The organism is Phormidium sp. CCY1219 (assembly GCF_055795085.1).
This window is the reverse complement of sequence record NZ_JAYFEQ010000278.1, coordinates 1-22,692: the sequence shown is the minus strand read 5'-3', so window position 1 is coordinate 22,692 and position 22,692 is coordinate 1. Positions and strand designations below refer to the sequence as shown.

Annotated in this window: 33 protein-coding genes; 30 read left to right on the top strand and 3 right to left on the bottom strand. The window is 51.1% G+C overall.

Annotation, left to right across the window (positions count from 1 at the left end):
- The first annotated feature begins 16 nt into the window (after positions 1 to 16).
- From rplB to prfA, 28 genes are all read left to right on the top strand, one after another.
- On the top strand, positions 17 to 880 hold the full coding sequence (gene rplB, locus AC0QH1_RS04060; RefSeq protein ID WP_324629593.1) for a 50S ribosomal protein L2: 864 nt from the start codon (positions 17 to 19) through the stop codon (positions 878 to 880).
- An 85-nt stretch (positions 881 to 965) separates the two neighbouring features.
- Positions 966 to 1,244 carry a 30S ribosomal protein S19 gene (gene rpsS, locus AC0QH1_RS04055; RefSeq protein ID WP_324629591.1) on the top strand — a complete coding sequence of 93 codons (279 nt, stop codon included), beginning with the start codon at positions 966 to 968 and terminating at the stop codon, positions 1,242 to 1,244.
- Between the two features lie 82 nt (positions 1,245 to 1,326).
- Positions 1,327 to 1,689 carry a 50S ribosomal protein L22 gene (gene rplV / locus AC0QH1_RS04050; protein ID WP_324629590.1) on the top strand — a complete coding sequence of 121 codons (363 nt, stop codon included), beginning with the start codon at positions 1,327 to 1,329 and terminating at the stop codon, positions 1,687 to 1,689.
- Positions 1,690 to 1,783: 94 nt separating this feature from the next.
- Positions 1,784 to 2,512: a 30S ribosomal protein S3 gene (gene rpsC, locus AC0QH1_RS04045; protein WP_324629589.1), complete on the top strand. Its 729-nt coding sequence runs from the start codon at positions 1,784 to 1,786 to the stop codon at positions 2,510 to 2,512.
- Positions 2,513 to 2,559: 47 nt separating this feature from the next.
- Positions 2,560 to 2,979, top strand: a complete 420-nt coding sequence (rplP, locus tag AC0QH1_RS04040) for a 50S ribosomal protein L16 (protein WP_324629588.1) — start codon at positions 2,560 to 2,562, stop codon at positions 2,977 to 2,979.
- Positions 2,980 to 2,982: 3 nt separating this feature from the next.
- On the top strand, positions 2,983 to 3,285 hold the full coding sequence (gene rpmC, locus AC0QH1_RS04035) for a 50S ribosomal protein L29 (protein WP_324629587.1): 303 nt from the start codon (positions 2,983 to 2,985) through the stop codon (positions 3,283 to 3,285).
- Between the two features lie 13 nt (positions 3,286 to 3,298).
- The gene (rpsQ, locus tag AC0QH1_RS04030) at positions 3,299 to 3,550 is read left to right on the top strand and encodes a 30S ribosomal protein S17 (protein ID WP_324629586.1); all 252 of its coding nucleotides are present in this window, start codon (positions 3,299 to 3,301) and stop codon (positions 3,548 to 3,550) included.
- Between the two features lie 18 nt (positions 3,551 to 3,568).
- Positions 3,569 to 3,934: a 50S ribosomal protein L14 gene (gene rplN, locus AC0QH1_RS04025; protein WP_324629585.1), complete on the top strand. Its 366-nt coding sequence runs from the start codon at positions 3,569 to 3,571 to the stop codon at positions 3,932 to 3,934.
- Positions 3,934 to 4,284 carry a 50S ribosomal protein L24 gene (gene rplX, locus AC0QH1_RS04020; protein ID WP_324629584.1) on the top strand — a complete coding sequence of 117 codons (351 nt, stop codon included), beginning with the start codon at positions 3,934 to 3,936 and terminating at the stop codon, positions 4,282 to 4,284. Before rplN ends, rplX begins: the two co-directional genes overlap by 1 nt.
- A gap of 87 nt (positions 4,285 to 4,371) precedes the next feature.
- Positions 4,372 to 4,917: a 50S ribosomal protein L5 gene (rplE, locus tag AC0QH1_RS04015; protein WP_324629583.1), complete on the top strand. Its 546-nt coding sequence runs from the start codon at positions 4,372 to 4,374 to the stop codon at positions 4,915 to 4,917.
- A gap of 25 nt (positions 4,918 to 4,942) precedes the next feature.
- The gene (gene rpsH, locus AC0QH1_RS04010) at positions 4,943 to 5,344 is read left to right on the top strand and encodes a 30S ribosomal protein S8 (RefSeq protein WP_324629582.1); all 402 of its coding nucleotides are present in this window, start codon (positions 4,943 to 4,945) and stop codon (positions 5,342 to 5,344) included.
- Positions 5,345 to 5,466: 122 nt separating this feature from the next.
- Positions 5,467 to 6,006: a 50S ribosomal protein L6 gene (rplF, locus tag AC0QH1_RS04005; RefSeq protein WP_324629580.1), complete on the top strand. Its 540-nt coding sequence runs from the start codon at positions 5,467 to 5,469 to the stop codon at positions 6,004 to 6,006.
- Positions 6,007 to 6,358: 352 nt separating this feature from the next.
- Positions 6,359 to 6,721 carry a 50S ribosomal protein L18 gene (gene rplR / locus AC0QH1_RS04000; RefSeq protein WP_324629579.1) on the top strand — a complete coding sequence of 121 codons (363 nt, stop codon included), beginning with the start codon at positions 6,359 to 6,361 and terminating at the stop codon, positions 6,719 to 6,721.
- A gap of 112 nt (positions 6,722 to 6,833) precedes the next feature.
- The gene (gene rpsE / locus AC0QH1_RS03995) at positions 6,834 to 7,358 is read left to right on the top strand and encodes a 30S ribosomal protein S5 (RefSeq protein WP_324629578.1); all 525 of its coding nucleotides are present in this window, start codon (positions 6,834 to 6,836) and stop codon (positions 7,356 to 7,358) included.
- 190 nt (positions 7,359 to 7,548) lie between these two features.
- Positions 7,549 to 8,004: a 50S ribosomal protein L15 gene (gene rplO / locus AC0QH1_RS03990; RefSeq protein WP_324629577.1), complete on the top strand. Its 456-nt coding sequence runs from the start codon at positions 7,549 to 7,551 to the stop codon at positions 8,002 to 8,004.
- A 75-nt stretch (positions 8,005 to 8,079) separates the two neighbouring features.
- Positions 8,080 to 9,390, top strand: coding sequence for a preprotein translocase subunit SecY (secY, locus tag AC0QH1_RS03985; RefSeq protein WP_324629576.1), 1,311 nt, complete (start codon positions 8,080 to 8,082; stop codon positions 9,388 to 9,390).
- On the top strand, positions 9,390 to 9,947 hold the full coding sequence (locus AC0QH1_RS03980) for an adenylate kinase (RefSeq protein WP_324629575.1): 558 nt from the start codon (positions 9,390 to 9,392) through the stop codon (positions 9,945 to 9,947). The genes secY and AC0QH1_RS03980 overlap by 1 nt, the downstream gene beginning before the upstream one ends.
- Before the next feature lie 240 nt (positions 9,948 to 10,187).
- A complete protein-coding gene (gene infA, locus AC0QH1_RS03975; protein ID WP_008191178.1) occupies positions 10,188 to 10,412 on the top strand; it encodes a translation initiation factor IF-1 in 225 nt (74 codons plus the stop codon).
- A gap of 117 nt (positions 10,413 to 10,529) precedes the next feature.
- Positions 10,530 to 10,643: a 50S ribosomal protein L36 gene (gene rpmJ / locus AC0QH1_RS03970; RefSeq protein ID WP_012593611.1), complete on the top strand. Its 114-nt coding sequence runs from the start codon at positions 10,530 to 10,532 to the stop codon at positions 10,641 to 10,643.
- 91 nt (positions 10,644 to 10,734) lie between these two features.
- The gene (rpsM, locus tag AC0QH1_RS03965) at positions 10,735 to 11,118 is read left to right on the top strand and encodes a 30S ribosomal protein S13 (RefSeq protein WP_324629570.1); all 384 of its coding nucleotides are present in this window, start codon (positions 10,735 to 10,737) and stop codon (positions 11,116 to 11,118) included.
- Positions 11,119 to 11,205: 87 nt separating this feature from the next.
- Positions 11,206 to 11,601, top strand: coding sequence for a 30S ribosomal protein S11 (gene rpsK / locus AC0QH1_RS03960; RefSeq protein ID WP_324629569.1), 396 nt, complete (start codon positions 11,206 to 11,208; stop codon positions 11,599 to 11,601).
- Between the two features lie 179 nt (positions 11,602 to 11,780).
- Positions 11,781 to 12,728, top strand: a complete 948-nt coding sequence (locus AC0QH1_RS03955; protein WP_324629568.1) for a DNA-directed RNA polymerase subunit alpha — start codon at positions 11,781 to 11,783, stop codon at positions 12,726 to 12,728.
- Positions 12,729 to 12,872: 144 nt separating this feature from the next.
- Entirely contained in the window at positions 12,873 to 13,223 is a 351-nt protein-coding gene (rplQ, locus tag AC0QH1_RS03950) for a 50S ribosomal protein L17 (protein ID WP_324629567.1), read from the top strand.
- Positions 13,224 to 13,307: 84 nt separating this feature from the next.
- Positions 13,308 to 14,156: a tRNA pseudouridine(38-40) synthase TruA gene (gene truA / locus AC0QH1_RS03945; RefSeq protein WP_324629566.1), complete on the top strand. Its 849-nt coding sequence runs from the start codon at positions 13,308 to 13,310 to the stop codon at positions 14,154 to 14,156.
- A gap of 122 nt (positions 14,157 to 14,278) precedes the next feature.
- A complete protein-coding gene (gene rplM, locus AC0QH1_RS03940) occupies positions 14,279 to 14,734 on the top strand; it encodes a 50S ribosomal protein L13 (RefSeq protein WP_324629564.1) in 456 nt (151 codons plus the stop codon).
- Complete coding sequence (gene rpsI, locus AC0QH1_RS03935; protein ID WP_324629563.1) at positions 14,734 to 15,147, top strand: 30S ribosomal protein S9; 414 nt, start codon at positions 14,734 to 14,736, stop codon at positions 15,145 to 15,147. The genes rplM and rpsI overlap by 1 nt, the downstream gene beginning before the upstream one ends.
- Positions 15,148 to 15,261: 114 nt before the next feature.
- On the top strand, positions 15,262 to 15,516 hold the full coding sequence (gene rpmE, locus AC0QH1_RS03930) for a 50S ribosomal protein L31 (RefSeq protein ID WP_324629562.1): 255 nt from the start codon (positions 15,262 to 15,264) through the stop codon (positions 15,514 to 15,516).
- 124 nt (positions 15,517 to 15,640) lie between these two features.
- Positions 15,641 to 16,753, top strand: a complete 1,113-nt coding sequence (gene prfA, locus AC0QH1_RS03925) for a peptide chain release factor 1 (RefSeq protein ID WP_324629561.1) — start codon at positions 15,641 to 15,643, stop codon at positions 16,751 to 16,753.
- A 323-nt stretch (positions 16,754 to 17,076) separates the two neighbouring features.
- Here prfA and AC0QH1_RS03920 read toward each other — a convergent pair whose 3' ends face one another.
- Both AC0QH1_RS03920 and AC0QH1_RS03915 read right to left on the bottom strand, forming a co-directional pair.
- Complete coding sequence (locus tag AC0QH1_RS03920; protein ID WP_324629560.1) at positions 17,077 to 17,769, bottom strand: hypothetical protein; 693 nt, start codon at positions 17,767 to 17,769, stop codon at positions 17,077 to 17,079.
- Between the two features lie 472 nt (positions 17,770 to 18,241).
- Positions 18,242 to 18,460: a hypothetical protein gene (locus tag AC0QH1_RS03915; protein WP_324629559.1), complete on the bottom strand. Its 219-nt coding sequence runs from the start codon at positions 18,458 to 18,460 to the stop codon at positions 18,242 to 18,244.
- Positions 18,461 to 19,329: 869 nt separating this feature from the next.
- Between AC0QH1_RS03915 and AC0QH1_RS03910 the strand changes: the two genes are divergently transcribed.
- Both AC0QH1_RS03910 and cobJ read left to right on the top strand, forming a co-directional pair.
- On the top strand, positions 19,330 to 19,821 hold the full coding sequence (locus AC0QH1_RS03910) for a hypothetical protein (RefSeq protein ID WP_324629558.1): 492 nt from the start codon (positions 19,330 to 19,332) through the stop codon (positions 19,819 to 19,821).
- A 175-nt stretch (positions 19,822 to 19,996) separates the two neighbouring features.
- On the top strand, positions 19,997 to 21,967 hold the full coding sequence (gene cobJ, locus AC0QH1_RS03905) for a precorrin-3B C(17)-methyltransferase (RefSeq protein ID WP_324629557.1): 1,971 nt from the start codon (positions 19,997 to 19,999) through the stop codon (positions 21,965 to 21,967).
- A 100-nt stretch (positions 21,968 to 22,067) separates the two neighbouring features.
- Here cobJ and AC0QH1_RS03900 read toward each other — a convergent pair.
- The coding region (locus tag AC0QH1_RS03900; RefSeq protein WP_324629556.1) for a hypothetical protein at positions 22,068 to 22,692 on the bottom strand (625 nt) is incomplete at its 5' end.

Sequence of the window (22,692 nt, the reverse complement as noted above, 5' to 3'; positions counted from 1 at the left end):
AACGAGAGTTGAAATTATGGGTATCCGTACTTATCGGCCATACACTCCAAGCACCAGGCAACACAGCGTTTCCGATTTTGCCGAAATCACCCGCGATCGGCCAGAAAAGTCCCTGACCAAAAAGAAGCATCGGAAAAAAGGGCGCAATAATCGCGGGGTGATTACCTGCCGACATCGAGGTGGGGGTCACAAGCGGCGCTATCGAGAAATCGACTTTCGCCGAGATAAGCACAATATTCCCGCGAAAGTGGCCGAGATCGAATACGATCCGAACCGGAACGCGCGGATTGCATTGCTGCACTATCAGGATGGCGAAAAGCGGTATATCCTGCATCCAGTGGGGTTAAATGTAGGGAGTTATATCGTCGCCGGACCCGACGCCGCGATCGAAGTGGGCAACGCCCTGCCCCTCGAGAGAATGCCCCTGGGTACCTTGGTTCACAATGTAGAACTCAATCCGGGACGCGGCGGACAAATGGTGCGCTCTGCCGGAGCCGGCGCACAAGTGCAAGCCAAAGAAGGGAATTTCGTCACCCTGAAATTACCCTCCGGCGAAGTTCGCATGTTCCGCAAAGAGTGCTACGCTACCGTGGGTCAAGTGGGCAATATCGAAGCCAGAAACATCAGTTTGGGTAAAGCCGGTCGCACCCGCTGGTTGGGACGACGCCCGGAAGTCAGAGGAAGCGTGATGAACCCCGTAGACCACCCGCATGGTGGTGGGGAAGGAAGAGCGCCAATCGGTAGAAGTGGGCCAGTGACCCCTTGGGGTAAGCCAGCGTTAGGCCGCAAGACCCGCAAGAAGAAAAAAGCCAGCGATGCCGCGATCGTCCGCCGTCGTCGGAAGTCTTCCAAACGAGGCAAAGGCGGTCGTCAGTCTTAAGCTTGTGCAAAGAAAGAAATGGAGAAGGGGAAATGCCTTCTCGATGCATCGTTGTCGATCGTTAATATTTTATCCTTCGTGAACTATGGGACGTTCTCTTAAAAAAGGTCCTTTCGTAGCGGATCATTTGCTTCGCAAAATTGAAAAGCTAAACGAGAAAGGAGAAAAGCAAGTCATTAAAACCTGGTCGCGAGCCTCAACGATCGTGCCGGATATGCTGGGGCATACCATCGCCGTTCATAATGGCCGCCAGCACGTACCGTTGTACATTAGCGAGCAGATGGTCGGGCACAAATTAGGCGAATTCGCGCCGACCCGAACCTTCCGGGGACACGCAAAAAGCGATAAGAAAGGGCGGCGCTAGAAACGCTGTCAAAAGTCCTTTGACTGCTATAGTCAACTTTCTTGGGACTAGAGACAAAGGCTTTCGACACTTGGAGAAATCTATGGCTATCGATACTACAGAAAAAGTCAAAGCAAGCGCGCGCTACGTTCGCATGTCTCCCTACAAAGTTCGTCGCGTTCTCGACCAGATTCGGGGTCGCTCCTATCGGGAGGCGCTCATCATTCTGGAATTCATGCCCTATCGTGCCTGCGACCCGATTCGTAAAGTGCTGCGATCGGCTGCCGCTAATGCCGAACATAACAACGGTTTGGATCCAGCAACGTTATGGGTTGCCGAAGCGTATGCTGATGGAGGTCCGAGTTTGAAGCGGTATCGGCCTCGGGCACAAGGACGGGCTTATATGATTCGCAGGCCAACCTGTCATATTACCGTTGCGGTTGCTCCAGAAATCGAGTCGGAATAGCAAAGGAACGAGAAGGCGTAGAGTTACTCAAACCGTCTTCGCCTCTCAAGTTAGGGTTGACGTTTTATTACTGGTTGTACGAGGACACAGATTCGTGGGACAGAAGATACATCCAACAGGTTTTCGGCTCGGCGTAACGCAAGAACACCGCTCTCGGTGGTTTGCCGATAGCAACCGCTACCCGGAACTGCTAGAAGAAGACTACAAGATTCGTCACTACGTTCACACTACCCTGAATAATGCAGGCATTTCAGAGGTGCGGATCGAGCGCAAAGCCGACCAAATCGATCTAGAAGTCCGCACCGCGAGACCCGGTGTGGTCGTGGGTCGCGGCGGTAGTGGCATTGAAGCCTTGCGAACCGGTCTGCAGGAAATGCTTGGCAGCAATCGTCAAATCCGGATTAACGTCGTGGAAGTGACGCGGGTCGATGCCGACGCTACTTTAATTGCTGAATATATTGCCAGCCAATTAGAGCGCCGGGTTTCTTTCCGCCGGGTGGTGCGTCAAGCCATTCAACGCGCCCAAAAAGCCGGTGTGGAAGGGATTAAAGTGCAAGTGAGCGGGCGTTTGAATGGGGCAGAAATTGCCCGAACCGAATGGACTCGTGAAGGCAGAGTTCCTCTGCATACGTTGCGGGCAGATATTGATTATTCCTACCGAACCGCCAGAACGATTTATGGGATTCTCGGCGTGAAAGTGTGGATTTTTAAAGGTGAAATTATTCCCGGACAAGAGGAAGCAGCTTCGCCGATTGGCGCGAATAACCGTCCTCGGGGGAAAAGACGCCGCCAGCAATTTGAAGACCGCTCCAATGAAGGGTAAGTTGTTTTTTACCCGTTAGCTAGTAGCCATTACGCAAAGCGCGAGTCATGTTAAGTCCTAGAAGAACAAAATTTCGCAAGCAACAGCGCGGGCGGATGCGGGGGTTAGCCACTAGAGGCAACCAAATTAATTTTGGGGAATTTGCCCTGCAAGCGATCGAACCGTCCTGGATTACCTCCCGTCAAATCGAAGCCAGCCGTCGAGCTATGACGCGCTATATCCGTAGGGGGGGCAAAATCTGGATTCGAGTTTTTCCAGATAAGCCAGTCACCATGCGTGCGGCGGAAACCCGGATGGGTTCCGGTAAAGGTTCGCCAGAATACTGGGTGGCGGTGGTCAAACCGGGTCGGATTTTGTTTGAGATTGGCGGCGTTCCCGAAGCAACCGCTCGCGAAGCGATGCGCCTTGCTTCTCATAAGTTGCCGATTAAAACGAAGTTTATTACCAGAGAAGGGGAGCAGACATAGATTATGGCTTTTCCCAAGGTTTCAGAAGTCAGAAACTTGAGTGATGAACAGATCGCAGAAGAGATTGTGACACTCAAGCGGGAATTGTTTGAATTGAGGCTGCAAAAAGCAACTCGTCGCCTGGAGAAAACTCACCTGTTTAAGCATAAGAAGCACAAACTGGCTCAATTGCTGACAGTGGAAGGAGAGCGAAAACGGGCACAGGCAGCCAAAGCGGCAGCTGAAGCGCAGACGCCATCCGAAAGCGGCGAAACTGCTGTATCGGCTTCTGCCACATCTACCGAAACAGAATCAGCGGACCTTTGAGGAGTAGGTGACAATGGCTGTTAAAGAAAGAGTAGGCTTTGTGGTCAGCGACAAGATGGATAAAACCGTTGTCGTCGCCGTGGAAAATAGAAGTCCACATCCGAAGTACGGCAAAATTGTGGTCAATACCAAGCGGTATAAGGCTCACGATGAACAGAATCAGTGCAAAGAGGGCGATCGCGTCCGGATTCAGGAAACTCGCCCCCTCAGCCGCACGAAACGCTGGGCCGTTATCGAAATTCTCAATAGTGCCTCCGAAGCATAAACGACAGGGAGACCGAAGGTGATTCAACAAGAGTCTTATCTCAAAGTTGCGGATAATAGCGGTGCCAGAACCTTGATGTGCATTCGCGTCCTTGGGGGCAACCGACGCTACGCCTCAGTGGGCGATACGATCGTTGCCGTTGTCAAAGAAGCAACGCCCAATATGGCGATCAAGAAATCTGACATCGTTCGTGCCGTGATCGTTCGCACCCGCAAGGGACTGCGCCGAGCTAGTGGAATGAGCATTCGTTTTGATGATAACGCGGCAGTTATCATCAACGCCGATGGAAATCCAAGAGGAACCCGGGTTTTTGGCCCCGTTGCTCGGGAACTGCGGGATAAAAATTACACCAAAATTGTTTCCTTAGCGCCGGAGGTGCTCTAATGGCTAAAACCAGTAACAAAACGCCGGTTCGCTACAAAATGCATGTCAAAACTGGGGACACCGTACAGGTGATTTCTGGGAAAGAAAAAGGCAAAGTGGGGGAAATCGTTAAAGCGTTTCCTCAAACGAGTAAAGTGATTGTGAAAGGGGTTAACGTGAAAACCAAACACGTGAAACCTACTCAAGAAGGTGAATCGGGGAGAATCGAAACTTTTGAAGCGCCGATTCATAGCTCGAACGTGATGCTTTATTCGACTAAGCAAGAAGTAGCCAGCCGGGTTTGCTACACCTTCACCGAAGATGGTCGCAAGGTGAGAATGCTCAAGAAAACCGGAGAAATTATTGATTAGCTCGCAACAGCAAGGCGAGAAATTTTTCCAAGTGGAACGGATAATTAGTCCCTGACAAAGACCAGGGAAAAGGAAGCGAAAATTACCATGACACAAGCACTCAAAAGTCGCTATCTCGAACAAATCGTTCCGAAACTGACGGAAGAATTTGGATATGAAAATATCCATCAGGTGCCTAAGACGATTAAAGTCACGGTTAACCGAGGCTTAGGCGATGCGTCTACTAATGCAAAGGCGCTAGAATCTTCTCAGAGAGAGCTGGCCATAATTACTGGGCAAAAACCAATAGTCACGCGAGCTAAAAAAGCAATTGCTGGCTTTAAAATTCGCCAAGGGATGCCCGTGGGAATTATGGTGACGCTAAGGGGCGATCGCATGTATTCCTTTTTGGAGCGATTAATTAACCTAGCTCTACCTCGGATTCGGGACTTTCGCGGTATTAGTCCCAAAAGTTTTGATGGCCGAGGAAACTACACCTTGGGCGTCAAAGAACAGCTTATTTTTCCAGAAGTAGACTATGACAGCATCGATCAAATTCGTGGGATGGACATATCAATCGTCACCACTGCTAACACAGATGAAGAGGGCCGCGCCTTGCTCAGAGAAATGGGAATGCCCTTCCGCGAGAGATAAATAACAGGGGAATAAGGAGGGAAAAATGGCGGCTAACGACACAATTGCAGATATGCTGACGCGCATCCGCAATGCCAGCTTAGCGCGGCACCCAAAAACAGAGGTTCCATCAACAAAAATGACCCGTTCGATCGCGAAAGTTCTTCGAGAAGAAGGCTTTATCGCTGAATACGAAGAAGCAGGCGAAGGGTTCAGAAAAAACTTGGTGATTGCCTTGAAATACAAAGGCAAAAATCGCGATCCGATTATTAAAGCGTTGAAGCGGGTCAGTAGACCGGGCTTGCGGGTCTATTCTAACCGAAAAGATTTACCTCGCGTTTTGGGCGGAATTGGCATTGCTATCATATCCACCTCGTCGGGCATTATGACCGATCGCGAAGCTCGACGCCAAGGTGTAGGTGGGGAAGTGCTTTGCTACGTGTGGTAGTCGAATGTCGAGGTTGAATATTGATAGTTGATGGCTGAAGAAAAATCAACAGCGATCGACAATCCACCCTTCGACAATCGACACCTCAACAACCAACAATTAGCACACTACAACGGAGAATTATGTCTCGGATTGGTAAGCGCCCCATTAATCTCCCCGATAAAGTGACGGTTACGATTGACAATCAGACAGTATCTGTCAAGGGGCCAAAAGGGGAACTCTCCCGAGTTCTACCTCTTGAAGTCAGCGTAGAACTAGACGGGAGTGTGGTTACGGTAAAGCCTCGGGATGAATCCCGCAAGGCCAGACAGCGACATGGCTTGAGTAGAACCCTAGTGGCCAACATGGTTGAAGGGGTTTCCCAAGGATTTCAAAAACGTCTGGAAATCCTTGGGGTGGGTTATCGCGCTCAAGTTCAAGGCCGCAACCTGATTCTCAACGTCGGTTACAGCAACCCGGTAGAGATTAAACCGCCAGAAGGCATTCAGTTGGCTGTGGAAAACAACACGAATGTCATTATCACTGGCATCAATAAAGAAGTAGTCGGGAACATCGCCGCGAAAATTCGCGATGTTCGACCCCCCGAACCCTACAAAGGCAAAGGCATTCGCTATGCAGGCGAACAAGTCAGACGCAAAGCAGGGAAGGCCGGCAAGAAATAACATGTCAACCCCCCTCACCCTGAAGGGGCGGGTTGCATTCATGGCTCAGACCAACTCGGCGATCGCGTAACGTCTTTCGCTTCCTAGGTTTTTGGAGTCACCACACCCAGGAGATGCTCCCGTCCTGTAGAAAAGGGAGCCTACTTCAGTACAAATCATCCCTATGGGGAGAGGGCAAAATCTTGGCAATGGTCAAACATCCATTGCAAGTACATTTCCAAAGTACGCCAAACAAGTAAACCCAGTACGGTAGTAGTAATTCCTGACCGATTGAAAGTGGTTTTCAACCGCTTATCCGTTTTCCTTTTATTAGCTCGAAAGAGACTAAGTTTCCAACTTAGGAGTTTTTCAGATGAAGCTCACTCGCAAAGAATTAATTCATCGCCGACATCGGCGGGTGCGCCGCAAAGTAGTGGGCACGCCAGAACGACCTCGGTTATGCGTATTTCGGTCGAACCAGCACATTTACGCGCAAGTGATTGACGATACGCAACACCATACCCTGACCTCGGCTTCCACAGTAGATTCAGAACTGAAAGCCGATATTTCATCGGCATCGACTTGTGAAGCTTCCGCACGGGTGGGCACCCTGCTTGCCCAGCGTGCCTTAGAGAAAGGAGTGCAAAAAGTGGTATTTGACCGAGGTGGACATATTTACCACGGTCGAGTCAAAGCCCTGGCTGATGCTGCCCGGGAAGCTGGGTTAGACTTTTAGAAATGGATCGAAAAAAGTGGGGAGTGGAAACGAACGGAGCGATCGCGATCGAGCAGCTCTCGACCCTTCTGCACTCCACCAGAAATAAGTAGGACTAAACAGAAGAAAAATTATGGCGGATCGTGGTAAAAAAAGCAATCGCAATCGGGATAACCAAACCGATTGGCAAGAGCGGGTCGTTCAGATCCGCCGGGTGACCAAAGTGGTCAAAGGTGGTAAAAAGCTGAGCTTTCGCGCGATCGTGGTCGTGGGGAACGAGCGCGGTCAAGTGGGGGTGGGCGTAGGAAAAGCCAGTGACGTGATCGGAGCGGTGAAAAAAGGCGTAGCCGATGGGAAAAAGCATCTAATTGAGGTGCCCCTGACCAAAGCCAACTCAATTCCGCATCGCGTCAACGGCATGGCCACCGGAGCCAAAGTTATGATGAGACCGGCTGCCCCGGGTACTGGTGTAATTGCTGGTGGAGCGGTGCGAACCGTACTAGAGTTAGCCGGTGTTCAGAACGTGCTGGCCAAGCAGCTCGGGTCAGATAACCCCCTGAATAATGCCAGAGCTGCAGTAGAGGCGTTATCCTCCCTGCGAACCTTTTCAGAAGTGGCTGAAGAGCGGGGAATTTCCGTGGAGCAGATCTACGCTTAAGCCAGCGATCGCGGGGAGAGGCGAGATTGGCATTTCCAGGCACCAGCGGGTCGCAGCCAAACCTGGCCAGAGCGATCGCCCCCGCCCCCGGGGGATGGAAGTTTTTGCGGGGGCAGATTGAGTTAGCGCTCATCTTACCTACCGATTGCCCTTCGGAATTAGAGCCAAACAAGTACAGGAGAAGATCGTCGTGAGAATACAAGATGCTGTGCCCAAAGCAGGGTCGAAAAAGCGTCGGCGGCGCTTGGGCCGTGGCATTTCTGCGGGTCAAGGTGCAAGCTGCGGCAAAGGAATGAGAGGTCAAAAATCCAGATCCGGGGGAAGCACCCGGCCCGGTTTTGAAGGAGGCCAACTGCCGCTTTACCGACGGCTACCCAAGCTGAAGCACTTTACGCTTATCAATCGCAAACATTACACTACGATTAACGTGAGTCAGTTGGCATCGTTGCCCGCGTCGAGCGAGGTGACACTGGCTTCCTTAATGGAGGCTGGCCTGGTGACTTCCAACAAATGGCCGCTGAAAATCTTAGGAGATGGGGAACTGAACGTTCCGCTGAATGTTAAAGCTGCTGCCTTTAGCGCATCAGCCCGAGCCAAGATAGAAGCGGCGGGTGGAAGTTGCGAGGTTCTGGGTGCCAACGCCTAGGGCGATCGCCCGTGCCCAAGGGGCAAGCCCTAGGGCGCTCAGCGCCACTGCAATGATTACTAGAGGTACTCCTTCATGGTTGTTAGTCGAGATAAAGCGCCAACCGCTCAGGAGACTTTCATGCAGATGGCGAAAGCAGCGGGTCTGAGAGGTCGGCTGCTTCTGACCATTGGCATGTTAGTTTTAGTGCGCTTAGGCGTATGGATTCCCGTTCCGGGAATCGATCGGGCAAGATTTCAAGCCAATATCGAGGGGAGTCCCCTGATTGGTTTTTTGGATTTATTTTCTGGAGGTGGTTTGCGAGCCTTGGGGATTTTTGCCTTGGGGATCCTGCCTTACATTAATGCCTCCATTATTATGCAATTATTGACCGCTGCCCTTCCTACGTTGGAGGATTTGCAAAAAAACGAAGGGGAAGCAGGGCGGCGCAAAATTTCTCAGATTACTCGCTATGTAGCGTTGGGATGGGCGGTGTTGCAAAGTGTTGGCATTGCCCTTTGGGTGGGTGCTTTTGCTGAGAACCCCGACCCCGGCGTTTTATTCTACATAGAGACAATCGTGGCTCTGACCGCCGGATCGATGTTTGTGATGTGGGTCTCGGAGCTGATTACCGAACGGGGAGTCGGCAATGGGGCTTCGTTGTTAATTTTTGTGAACATCGTGGCGGTACTGCCGAGTTCCTTGGCGCGAACCTTTGCTCTCGCCCGCGAAAATCAGGCCATTGTCGGACCAGTGGTGGTTCTGCTGGCGGTATTCTTGATTATGATTGTGGGGATTGTGTTCGTCCAGGAAGGGACTCGCCGCATCCCGATTATTTCCGCTCGACGTCAAGTGGGGCGTCGGATTTATCGGGAAAAGAGTAGCTATTTGCCTTTGCGGGTGAATCAAGGCGGCGTGATGCCGATTATTTTTGCTTCCGCAGTTTTGATTTTGCCGGCGACGATCGCTCAGGTGACGAAGAGCGAAGCGCTGATTTCGTTTGCACAATATCTCAGTCCGGGGGGACCGACTCCTTGGCTTTATGTGGCGTTTTATTTTCTGTTAATTCTGTTTTTTAGCTATTTCTACGCTTCGTTGATTATCAATCCCGTGGATATGGCGCAGAATTTAAAGAAAATGGGAGCGAGTATCCCTGGGATTCGTCCGGGACGGGCGACCACTGAATATGTGGAGCGGGTGTTGAATCGTTTAACCTTTTTAGGCGCGGTTTTCCTCGGGTTGGTGGCGATCGTGCCCACTGCTGTGGAAAGTGCCACCGGCGTGCGGACGTTTCAGGGCTTGGGGGCAACGTCACTGCTGATTTTGGTCGGGGTGGCGATCGATACCGCCAAACAAATTCAAACTTACGTGATTTCGCAGCGCTATGAAGGAATGGTGAAGCAATAGTGACAAGAGTTATTTTTTTGGGACCGCCAGGAGCGGGTAAAGGAACGCAAGCTAAGCGTCTGGCGCAGAGTTGTCAAATTCCTCATATTTCTACGGGGGATTTGCTGCGCGCGGCGGTAGCCGAGAAGACTGAGCTAGGTAATCAAGCAAAAGCTTATATGGATCGCGGCGAGTTGGTGCCCGATTCGTTGCTGTTGGATATGGTGCGCGTACGCCTGACTCAACCGGATGCGGAGCAAGCGGGTTGGATCCTCGATGGATTTCCCCGGAATGTGACTCAGGCGGAATTTCTGGACAAACTGCTCGCCGAAATCAACCAGAAAAGCGATGTGGTGGTGAATCTGGAAGTCCCCGACCAAGCGTTGGTGGAACGCCTGCTCAAACGCGGTCGCCAAGATGATACGGAAGAGACGATTCGTCGTCGGTTAGAGGTTTATCGCGAGCAAACTGCCCCGGCGATCGCCTATTATCAGCACGACGATCGCTTGGTTTCGGTGAATGGCGATCGCTCGATGGATGACGTGAGTGCCTCCTTGCAACAGGTGGTTCGCGGTTAAATTCGGCTTCACCCTTTTTATGGCAAAACATTAGGGGTTCCCAGTCAGATTCACTGCGAGTGTGGTTGAGATGACTGGGTTAACTCCTCCCCTTGGAGTAGGCCGAGGGCTGACGGTTTTTGCTAAGATATGTTACGGGTTGCTTTCTCCAAGCCGAAAACAATTCGGAATTCGGCAACATTTTCGAGTAACACAGAGCATCCCTTCATCAAGGTATGTAGCAAAAGAGGTAACTGTAATTTGGCTAAGCAAGATTTAATTGAGATGGAAGGCACGGTGACTGAATCCTTGCCGAATGCGATGTTTCGCGTGGATCTAGACAATGGGTTTAACGTGCTGGCCCACATTTCTGGGAAGATCCGACGCAATTACATCAAAATTCTCCCGGGCGATCGGGTCAAAGTCGAATTGACCCCTTACGACTTAACCAAAGGTCGGATTACTTATCGGCTTCGCAAGAAGTAGGTTTTCCGGGATCGGCAGCCACTCGTAAAAATTAAGGTTATGGCAAGTGGTCACAGCTTTTGTCACTTCACACAAAAATTGATATAATATGAAGTTTGTAGTGCGGCTGAAAAAAACATGAAAGTTCGAGCATCAGTCAAAAAGATGTGTGAAAAGTGCCGCGTCATTCGTCGTCGCGGTCGAGTTATGGTGATCTGTTCTAACCCGAAACACAAGCAACGTCAAGGTTAGAAACACCTAATTCAATCTGTGGGAGGTCTGATGGACTCATCTGGCACCCCAACCCAAGTAGGAGCAAAATTAGACTAGGGAGAGAAGAAGCGTGGCACGAATTGCCGGAGTGGATCTTCCTCGCGATAAGCGTGTAGAGATAGGTCTGCGATACATCTACGGAATTGGCCCGACCCGGGCCAAAGAGGTTCTGGAAAAAACCGGGGTCAATCCCGATACTCGGGTCAAAGACTTAAGCGATGCACAAGTAGCATCCTTGCGAGGCGTCGTTGAAAACGATTATCAAGTCGAAGGGGACTTGCGGCGCTGGGAAACCATGAACGTGAAGCGCCTGATGGACATCGGCACCTATCGGGGTCGTCGTCATCGGATGGGACTTCCCGTTCGGGGTCAGAGAACCCGAACCAATGCCCGGACTCGTCGGGGAGGGCGTCGAACTGTTGCTGGGAAGAAAAAAGCCCCAGGCAAGAAGTAAAAATTCCCGGTGCAATGATAGGCGGGTGTTTCAGTCTGCCTACCGATTCACAATGCAAATCTTTAACCACTCAGTCCAACAACCGATATGGCGCGACAACCAAGTAAAAAAACTGGCTCACGGAAACAAAAAAGGAATGTGCCCAATGGAGTGGCTTACATTCAGTCTACCTTCAATAACACGATTGTCACGATAAGCGATCCCAATGGAGAAGTAATTTCTTGGGCGACATCCGGTTCGAGTGGCTTTAAGGGCGCTAAAAAAGGAACCCCCTTTGCCGCTCAAACCGCTGCAGAAAATGCAGCTCGGCGAGCTGCAGACCAGGGAATGCGTCAAATAGAGGTGATGGTCAGCGGCCCGGGATCCGGTCGAGAAACCGCAATTCGCGCCCTGCAAGGTGCTGGTCTAGAAATCACCCTAATTCGGGACGTAACCCCCATCCCACATAATGGCTGTCGCCCACCGAAGCGCCGTCGAGTCTAAATCATTGTGGAAAACAGGGGAGAACTGATGAGGAAAAAATACTCATTGCCAATTCTGTTTTCGTCCGCGATCGCGTAAGTTAAAGGATAACTCCTCAGAACTTGGGGATCGAGTCAGCATCATAACGAGAGGGAGGCTAAGTTGGCCTTCTATGGATCGAGGAGAAGGGAGGTCACTCCGTGGCGCAGTTTCAGATTGAGTGTGTAGAGTCAAACACTGAAAAAAACCAGGGTCAGTACGGCAAATTTCTATTGGAGCCGCTGGAGCGGGGTCAAGGGACTACCGTAGGCAATGCCCTGCGGCGAGTGCTGCTATCTAACTTAGAAGGAACAGCCGTCAGTGCCGTCCGTATTGCCGGTGTTAATCACGAGTTTGCCACAATTGAGGGCGTGCGAGAGGATGTTCTGGAAATTTTACTAAATATGAAGGAAATCGTCCTCAAAAGCTACTCCGCCCAACCGCAAATCGGACGATTATTAGTCAAAGGTCCGGCAACAGTGACGGCAGCCCAATTTGAATTGCCATCTGAGGTCGAAGTCATCGATCGCAATCAATATGTGGCGACAATTGCTGAAGGCCATACCCTGGAAATGGAATTTCGGGTGGAAAAAGGGAAAGGATATCGCTCGGTGGAACGGGGTCGCGACGAAACCACCGCGTTAGACTTTCTCTTAATCGATGCGGTCTTTATGCCGGTACGCAAAGTCAATTACACGGTGGAAGATGCCCGCGTCGGCGGATCTTTGGAAAAAGACAGATTGATTATGGAAATCTGGACGAATGGCTCGATTAGCCCCCAAGAGGCAATTAGCCAAGCTGCCAGTATCCTGGTGGATCTGTTCTCTCCACTCAAAGACATCACCCTGGAATCCATGCTGGAAGAATCGCCCACTGAGGCGGATCCAACCAGTCAAATTCCCATTGAAGAATTGCAGCTTTCGGTGCGAGCGTACAACTGTCTCAAGCGAGCGCAAATCAACTCGGTGGCTGATTTGCTCGACTACAGCCAAGAAGATCTCCTAGAGATTAAAAACTTCGGTCAAAAGTCGGCAGAAGAAGTCATCGAAGCATTGCAGAAGCGCTTGGGCATTACCTTGCCCCACGAAAAATCTGCAAAAACAACCTAACCCGTCTGAGTGTCAAGTGTAAAGTCTGAAAAACCCCGTGTTTATCCTTTACACTGCACTCTTTTTCATTTCCTTTCTGGCTACAATTTGTTACAATTTATAGTTCATCGTTTATCGTCCACCATTCATACTTCCTAATCAATTATGCGTCACCGTTGTCGAGTGCCCGAATTAGGTAAACCCGCCGATCAGCGCAAAGCATTACTGCGAGCGTTGAGTACAGAACTGCTGCGTCATGGTCGGATTACCACGACACAAGCCCGTGCCAAAGCGGTTCGCTCTGAAGTCGAACGGATCGTGACCTTGGCAAAAGATGGGTCTTTGGCGGCTCGCAGAAGAGCCTTGGGCTACATCTACGATAAACAGCTCGTTCACGCCCTGTTTGAACAAGTGCAAAACCGCTATGGCAATCGTTCGGGAGGATACACCCGAATCGTGCGAACGGTTTCCCGGCGCGGAGATAATGCCAAAATGGCAATCATCGAACTCGTCTGATGAAACTGACAGATTTTGGAGCTGGCAGATGCCCTAGCCTTTGGTTCCCTGTTAACTCTAAAATCTTCTGGTTAAAGCCGCCTTATGTCTTCCACCCCCGACATGCCAACCCAAAGAGTTGCCCTCCTGATTCAATATGTGGGCACTCATTTTCACGGATGGCAAAGGCAACCCCATCACCGAACGGTTCAAGAGGAAATCGAGCAGAAATTGGCAACGGTGGTTCGCCACCCAGTCAGCGTTATCGCTGCCGGGAGAACCGATAGCGGGGTTCATGCAGCGGCGCAAGTAGCTCATTTCGATATTGCCAGCCCGATTCCGGCTCACAAGTGGTTCAGCGTACTGAACGCACAGTTGCCCCCGGATATCGCGATTCTGGCCTCGGCAGCGGTGGAATCGGATTGGCACGCGCGGTTTTCGGCTTCGTCGCGCCGATACCGATACACCCTCTATAGCGATCGCCAACCGAACTTGTTCGTGCGCCCCTTTGCTTGGCATTATTATCACGCCCCCCTGGATGCGGACTTAATTCAACAAGCGCTCACCCCGTTAATCGGCCATCATCATTTGGCGGCGTTTCACCGCGCCGGGTCGCAGCGCAAACATTCCTGGGTGGACGTGCAAGAAGCAAAATGCTTCCGCAACGGTCCATTCGTGCATATCGAAGTGCAGGCCAGTGGCTTTCTCTATGGCATGATGCGTTTGCTGGTGGGCTTATTGGTTCAAGTGGGTCGAGGAGAGTGTAGCCTCGATCGCTTCCAGGACCTCTGGCAAAACGAGCGGCGATCGCAAGTCAAATATGCCGCCCCCGCTCATGGCCTGTGCTTGTTGCGCGTCGCTTACCCAAACGCTCCGTTTCCCCGTCAATTGTGGTGGGATAACATGCCCCAGTTTGGTTTGTCCCCGACGGCGATCGCGGTGGGGTCAACCTGAACCCCAACCCCCAGCCAACCGACAGCGCCAACCACCAACCGCGCCTCTTTCACTCGGCGGCGCGCTTTCCCGTCACAGGGAATACCCCCCATACAAACAACCGACAACAAACACCTAACACCATGACCAAAACCTACGTTCCTCCACAAGACTCCTTGGAGCAGCAGTGGTATGTCGTAGACGCGGAAAATCAGCGTCTCGGCAGATTAGCCACTGAAATCGCTCGGATTTTGCGGGGTAAAAACAAACCCACCTATACCCCCCACATGGATACCGGCGACTTCGTAATCGTGGTCAACGCCGACAAAATCCAAGTAACCGGGAAAAAACGGTTTCAAAAGCTGTACCGACGTCATTCTGGCAGACCGGGCGGCATGAAAACCGAAACCTTTGCCAAGCTGCAAAACCGCGTGCCAGAGCGGATTGTGGAACAGGCAGTGCGGGGAATGCTCCCGAAAAATAGTCTAGGCCGAAAACTCTTCACCAAGCTGAAAGTGTACGCCGGCCCAGACCATCCCCATGAAGCCCAACAACCTGAACCCTTGCAAATTCAAACCATTCCAGGAGGAGAATCTTAATGCAAGCCACCGAACAAAGCGGTCGCGTTATGTACTGGGGCACGGGTCGCCGCAAATCTGCTGTGGCACGGGTGCGCCTAGTCCCCGGTAGCGGTGAAGTGACTATCAACAAAAAGCCTGTCGAGCAGTATCTTCAATTCAACCCGGCTTATATCGGAGCCATTAAAGCGCCCCTGGAAACGCTGGGACTGGAAAATGAATATGATGTCCTGGTCAACGTCCAAGGCGGCGGATTAACCGGACAATCGGAATCCATTCGCTTAGGAGTGGCGCGCGCACTGTGTCAGCTCGATCCGGACAATCGTCAGCCTTTGAAAGTGGAAGGCTTCCTCACCCGTGACCCCCGGGCGAAAGAACGGAAAAAATACGGCTTACGCAAAGCCCGCAAGGCTCCTCAATACTCCAAGCGGTAATGCCGCGATCGCTGGGGTTTTGTCATTGGTGTTTTCCCAGTGACCTCGAACCCCTGCCCCCAGAGGGATACGCTAAAATAAAGAAAGACTCATCCATAGCAAGAGTACAAAACCATGCCTAAACCAGGGATTCACCCCAAGTGGTATCCAGACGCTAAAGTAATCTGCAACGGCGAACAAATTATGACCGTGGGTTCTACCCAACCAGAAATTCACGTGGATGTCTGGTCGGGAAATCATCCTTTCTATACCGGTACTCAGAAAATTATCGACACTGAAGGCCGGATCGAGCGCTTCCGCCGCAAGTACGGTATGGGCGCAGGTGGTGGTAAAGCTTCCAAGCAACAAAAACCTCAGTCCGAACAGTAGCCCACGGCCATCAAGCGCGCTTAGCGGTTAGCCAACTTGTTGCCTTTAAGGGGCAAGTCGTCTTCGATGGGCTAACTGCGCGCATTCTCGCAAGTCACTCTACTCACTGAGGAAGCACTGCTTTATGGCCGAAACATATCTGCTAGAAAAACTACAATCCGTCGAGCAAACGTTTCACGAGCTGACCCGCCGCATGGCGGATCCCGATGTGGCCACTGACCCGAATGAATATCAAAAGGTGGCGAAGGCTCGTTCGTCTTTGGAAGAAGTGGTCAACACTTATCAGATTTGGAAAAATACCCAAGAGGAGTTAAAGGGCGCTCGAGAGGTTCTTAAGGAAGCTAACGGGGATGGCGAGCTGCATGATATGGCAGCGCAGGAAGTTACAGACCTGGAAAGCCAAGTGGAGAGTCTGGAAAACCGCCTGAAAATTTTGCTCCTGCCTCGCGATCCCAATGATGATAAAAATATCATGCTGGAAATCCGCGCGGGAACGGGCGGGGATGAAGCGAGTATCTGGGCCGGGGATCTGGTGCGGATGTACTCGCGCTATGCTGAAAGCCAAAATTGGCGCGTAAAAATGCTCAGCGAGTCCCTAGCAGATATGGGCGGGTTTAAAGAGGCAATCCTGGAAATTCAGGGGGATGGCGTTTATAGCCAGCTCAAGTTTGAAGCGGGGGTCCATCGGGTGCAGCGCGTGCCGGTTACGGAAGCGGGGGGCCGGGTTCATACTTCTACGGCAACGGTGGCGGTGATGCCGGAAGTGGATGATGTGGAAGTGGAAATTGACCCGAAAGATATTGAGGTCTCTACGGCTCGGTCCGGTGGCGCTGGGGGTCAAAATGTGAATAAGGTGGAAACGGCGGTGGATCTGTTTCACAAGCCGACTGGAATCCGCATCTTTTGTACTGAGGAGCGATCGCAGCTCCAAAACCGCGAGCGCGCGATGCAAATTCTCCGGGCTAAGCTCTATGAAATGAAGCTCGCCGAACAACAAGAAGCGGTGACTTCGATGCGTCGCTCTCAAGTAGGCACCGGCGCTCGCTCGGAAAAAATTCGGACTTATAACTACAAGGATAATCGGGTCACGGATCACCGTCTGAGCCAGAATTTTACTCTGGGTAGCGCTCTGGAAGGCAATATTGAGGAAATTATTCAAGCGTGTATTACTCAAGACCAGCAGGAACGCTTGGCTCAGCTCGCCGCTTCGACTTCTACTACCCCTTCGGCTGTGTAGTTGACAAATACCTGGTTTTGTGGTAAGCGGCCAGACCTACGATGGCTCCTGAAAAAAAAGCGAGAACTGAATTCTCGCTTTTTTGTTGGCTGTAAATTCGCTCCGCCAAAAACTTAATTATCAATCGGCAATTTGAAATTCCAGCAGGATCCGGTTAAAATGGAACGGTAGGTCGCCCCTCTTCGATGCCTGGGGGGCATCGCGGATGCTGGTGCTGTTCCCTAACCGGATATGACGGTTTTGAATGACCACCTCTAAAATTCAAACCAGTATTAAAAGTGTAATTCGCAATATCGCACTTTAAATCGGATGTTATACTGCAATTAATTTCGATCGCGATGCAGGCGCGTCCAGTGTCGCGGAAACGGTTGGCGGATAAAGATTTGCGAGGCTCGTTGATAGTGAGCGAAGGAGCTAGATAAATTATCAATCCGATCGCCGCAATACCGATCGCTGTAACCTAATGCCAAATTATTGTGCGTTTCTCCCCAGGCTTGTGAGATAGCTTTGTCGCAAGGCAACATCGGCAAGGCGGTTTCGCAACAGGCGATCGCTATTTCGATGTTGTGCGCGCGATTGCCTCCGGGAAATTCCCACAGCAAGCCGCCAAAATCCACCAAAACCCCGGCAAATTCCACCGCGCGCTCGGGGGATAACACTGGCAACAGAGACACCGCCGATTGCCGCAATACCACGCCGAGGCGATCGCTCAGTTGCGCCACATTCATTTCCAAGAGCGGGTAAACTGCTTGTGCAGTTCCACCACTTTCTAACGTCTGTTGCAACGCTTTGGCCAAAAAAACACCCATTTGCCGCTCGGGTGCTGGGGCGAGCTGACTCTGTGCCACGGTTTGGTTGTGGGTGACGATCGCATCCCATACCCAGGTGGGATTCTCGCGCTTGCTTTGAGTCTCCTTCATCGGCACCCAACCGGCATTTTTCCGCGCCGGGGGGGCTTTCAAAAACCGAGCCGTTTGCGATCGGCTCGCAAGGGTTGCAAAACTTCGTTCGTACATGATACGATTCCTCCTATGTTATTCGCTGCTGTCCGCGATCGCCGCTGTGCGCTAAGGTAAAAAATCTCTAACCCAGATAAAAATTGGCGATCGCACTCAGGGTGCTTTCACTCTAACGAACCCGATTCGCGGGTCAACTCCGCCAAAGGGGTGATTTACCGCTAGGCTATTTTTGAAGAAAGCTTTACTGTCTCTCTATAATGACCGACTTCCCCAAAATTGCCCGTAGCAGAGTTTACGAAAGTGGATTTTTTTTGCGCTTTTTTTTCCTTTCATTAAGTTTTTCAGTGCAATTTTACCCTGGATAATTAAGCGATCGAAACTACAAAAATGACTCAACCTCCAGCCCGAGCTAGGCGTTGAAAAAATTGAAAAAGTCCGCTATTAGCGGACTCGCACGATACTAAAGTATTCGATTATAGAAGAAGATTCCCGGAATCGCGAGGGAAATTTCGCCAAAATGATTAAGAGATTATGAAGCATCTTGCCACAACGATAATCCTTGCAAGGCTCGATCGGTTTTCTTCCGAGCGCGAGCTACGAATTCCGACCAAGTTTTGCGATCCCATTCCACGAACTCATCCCATCTAAAATGGCTTGGGCGATCGCCCGGTTCCGGTACGTATCCGTCTAAATCGGCAAAATCCTTGACTTGATAGCCGAAACCACCGAGACTAGATATGTGAAACATAACGTTCTCCTCATGTTTTTGCTGGTGTTGGTATAAAATTCGCCAGTCTGTGCCATCCATCCGGATGACCCTGGTAGAAATACTCAATCGTATAGACGAGCATTTCCCCACTTTCGGTTCCATGAGGGGGCTTCGCCCGTCGGATCGGGATTCCAAAACCCAAAATCGCCCCTCTTCCGGGGGCAATATGGGTCCTCTCTTGAGAATTAACCCGGAGATTTCCCTTACCAACCACTGAAGGCGACAATCCAGTACAAGGCACCTCCTGAGTGAGGACAACTCCAGAGAGTGACCTGGGACGAGGAGAATCGGTCAATCATCGGAGTTCCCTTGCATAGCCGCTAACCATCGGCAATAATGCAATATTTGCAATGCCTATAAGCCCTGCGTGACCCATCAAGTTTACTATACCCGATGCCACGTTCCTTTGTCAACCAGCCTCGACTATTTTCCAGCGCCAGAGGGTGGGAAATAATATCCTGTCTGGTGGTGGATTGTCCCCCAAAATAGCCTGCTTAGGTGCTTGATGGACCGGATTTGACCCTACTCTTTTCGGGTGGGGGGCTTTTCAACCCCATCGAGGGGACTGGATCTCATGGGTGAAACTCAATTGAAGGTTCTAGGTGGGGGGTTATGCAATCAAAGCAATGCTTATAAGCCCTGCCTGACCAATCGAGTTTATTGTACCCGATGCAGCGTTCCTTTGTCAACCAGCCTCGAGTATTTTCTGGCGCATAAGCGAAGAACTGCTCTATCCCGGGGTCTAAGGAAAAAATTGGGAAGATTATCGCCGTTATGGAAAACAGAGTTGATATTCTATTGTATGGTCATAGAAAATTTTAACGCGAGCTGGAGTGGGAGGCGCTGTCATGGCATCCATCAATGACCCGTTACCTTGGGAAGTGGGATTGGATATCTACGTTCCCATTTTGCACGAGCGATCGCTAGTGGGATTTTGCCGCCCGGAATATTCCGAGGAACTGGTAGAAATGCTCAACGAACAGGAAAAGCTTCGCAAAGCGTTGCGACTCGCTTGCGGGGACTTGCTGCGTCAAAGAGGCGCGGATAAAAGCAAAGTCAACGAGCTGATGGAGAAATACCTGGAAAAGTGCCAGCGTCCCCGGTTTGGCCCGCGCGCGATCGCTGCCCTGTTGCAGGAACGACAACAAGACTTGCAGGTGAGTACGTCTGAGTTTATCAAATTCTGCGAGACTTATAAAGTCTCTCGGCAAAATCTGAAAGAGATTTTCGCCGGACAAGAAATCAGCGATCGCTTAATCATCCCCTTAGCTCGAATTTTAGGCAAAACGCAAACAGAGGTGCTTGAAATCCTGCATGGAACCCAAACAGATGAGCTGTGAAGGGGGATTGGTCACGGGTCACTGGTCATTAGTCACGGGTCACTGGTCATTAGTCCGCGATCGCTGGTCACGGGTCACTGGTACTTCCTGAAAGGACAAAGGACAAAGGACAAATGACAAAAATCCCTGCTTCCATTCGTGGTAGGATAGAGGGTCGAGTGTCAGGAATTGCAAATTGAATCCGTTGATTTTCCAAGATTTTCAGCCGATCGCGGCGATCGCGACGACCCCGAGGGGTGCCCAACGATTGCAGACTCTGTGTCAAACGATGGGGGCTACCCTGTTTGTGCCCGAATCCCTGCAAAGAAGTCACCCGGAAGAATTGGGCACAGTGGCTCAATTCTACTCCGGGTCATTGAAAGCGCATCTCGCCACCCTGTGGCTCACGCATCGGGCGTTTATCTTTTGTCTCGCCACTGGGGCAGTGGTGCGCTGTATTGCGCCTTTGTTACAGCACAAATCCGTCGATCCGGCGGTGGTGGTGCTGGATGAGGCGGGTGAGTTTGCGATTAGCCTGTGTAGCGGGCATCAAGGCGGGGCGGACCGGCTGGCGCGGGCGATCGCCCTGGAAATGGGGGCGAAACCTGTGCTGACGGGGGCTTCCACGGGGTTGGGGCTGCCGGGAATCGATGTGCTGGGGGTGCCGTTTGGCTGGCAAAAAGGTGAGGGAGATTGGACGGGCGTGAGTGCGGCGATCGCCCGGGGGGGACCGGTGGAAGCGATACAGGAAGTGGGGTTTAGCTTGTGGCAAGAACAACTCCCGCCCGGGCATCCCTTCCAGTTTGGATTTGCCGACTATACGGAAACGGAGAAACCGCAAACTCCGGCCCCGAAGGCGCGGGTTTGGATTAGTGCGACTCAGCGATCGCTTCCTCGGGGGTCGGACTTTCCCAAGGTACAGTGGCACCCGCGCGTGTTGTGGGTGGGGATTGGGTGCGAAAGGGGCACCTCGCAACGGGTTATCGAAACCGGGATTCGGGAAGTGTGCCGATCGCATCATTTGGCAGAAGAGGCGATCGCCGGCATTGCGACTATTGATATTAAAGGGGATGAAGTGGGGTTGTTGCAGTTGTGCGAGGCGCGCAATTGGCCCTTGCGAACCTATGGCGCAGAAGTGCTGCGATCGGTGGCGGTTCCTACGCCGTCAGAAGTGGTGGCGCGAGAAGTGGGGACGCCCAGCGTGGCGGAAGCGGCGGCGATCGCAGCTTGTGAGGCACAGAGGGATAAGGCGATCGCTTCTGCGTCTGCCGATCGAGGGGAGAAGGGAAATTCGCTCTGGGTTTCCAAGCAAATTTTCCGCTTAGAGGGGGAACCGGGGGCGGTGACGATCGCGATCGCGCGATCGGAGATAGAATATACGGGGCGACAGGGGAAACTGTTGCTCGTCGGTACCGGTCCGGGGGCGTTGTCACAGATGACGCCGGCGGCACAAACTGCGATTTCCGAGGCGGATGTGGTGGTGGGTTATACCCTGTACATCGACTTGATTAAATCCTTGTTGCGTCCGGGTCAAATCGTGCAATCTTTACCGATAACTCAAGAACGACATCGTGCTGAAGTGGCGATTGGGTTTGCGAAATGGGGGTTAACGGTGGCGGTGGTTTCCTCTGGAGATGCAGGCATTTATGGGATGGCGGGATTGGTGCTAGAACAATTGCGCGATCGCGGATGGGATGGAAAAACCCCTGGGGTGCAAGTGTTTCCCGGAATTAGTGCATTGCAAGCAGCCGCGTCGCGGGTAGGGACCCCTTTGATGCACGATTTCTGCGCGATTAGTTTGAGCGATTTGCTCACTCCTTGGGAGAGGATTGAAAAGCGGTTAAAAGCAGCGGGAGAGGCGGATTTTATTGTGGCGCTTTACAATCCGCGATCGCGCAATCGCATCCAGCATATTGCTATTGCACGCGACATTTTTCTGCAGTTTCGTTCCCCAGAAACCCCGGTGGCGATCGTGCGATCCGCCTATCGCGAAGATGAATCCATTACCCTCACTACCTTGGATAAAATGCTGGACGAACCGATTGATATGCTCAGCACAGTTTTAATTGGCAATCAAAGCACCGATTTCTATGAGAATTGGATGATTACGCCGCGCGGATATTTGGGGTTCGATCGGCAAAATAATGTCGCTTCTAAGGGGGAATAGATTCCGATTCAGCGGGGGATTGAAATCGCGCCTATGCAAGCAAAGTCCGCTTACGCGGACTCATTTTTTTACATGTATTCCGGCGGACTAACTATGACAATTAAGATAAATAGCGATCGGCTACAGTTTCAAAATCTAGGGTCATCAGCTCGATATATCCCTTCATAAAATTCGGATGATTTTCATACACAGAAGCTTGCTTGTATCCGGGCAATACAAACTGGCTACAGATATTCACGCCACTAAATTGCGGGTAGCTTTTTTTTAGCTTCTGTTGAATCAGATATTCGTAAACAAATTGTTTTCGCACGCTTCTCTTTTTAATTGTTTCCATGTTTTCTTTTTGTAGATAATATTGTAGAGATGAATATTTGATGTCTATGACTTTAATTGTCTTTTGATTGATTAAATCAAAGTAATCAGTAACAAAAGACTTGAAAAAGGGGATGATATGTTCTGGATCCTGAGGCGTAGTGTTCTCTCTAAAAAACGCCCATTTTAAAATAATAGGTTCATAATAAGCAAATGATTTTGTCTTTTCAACCAAAGGTTTAAGAATTTCTTTATTAAACCGCTCTTCAGTAAAAATTCCTTTGGTCAGAGCAAGATAAAAAATATGATTAGAATAATACATTTTCTGAATTTCTTCCGTACTGAAGGAGTTAGGACAGATATACCAAAATGATATAAATTCCTCTGGAAAAGGTTTATTAATAAAAAAATAT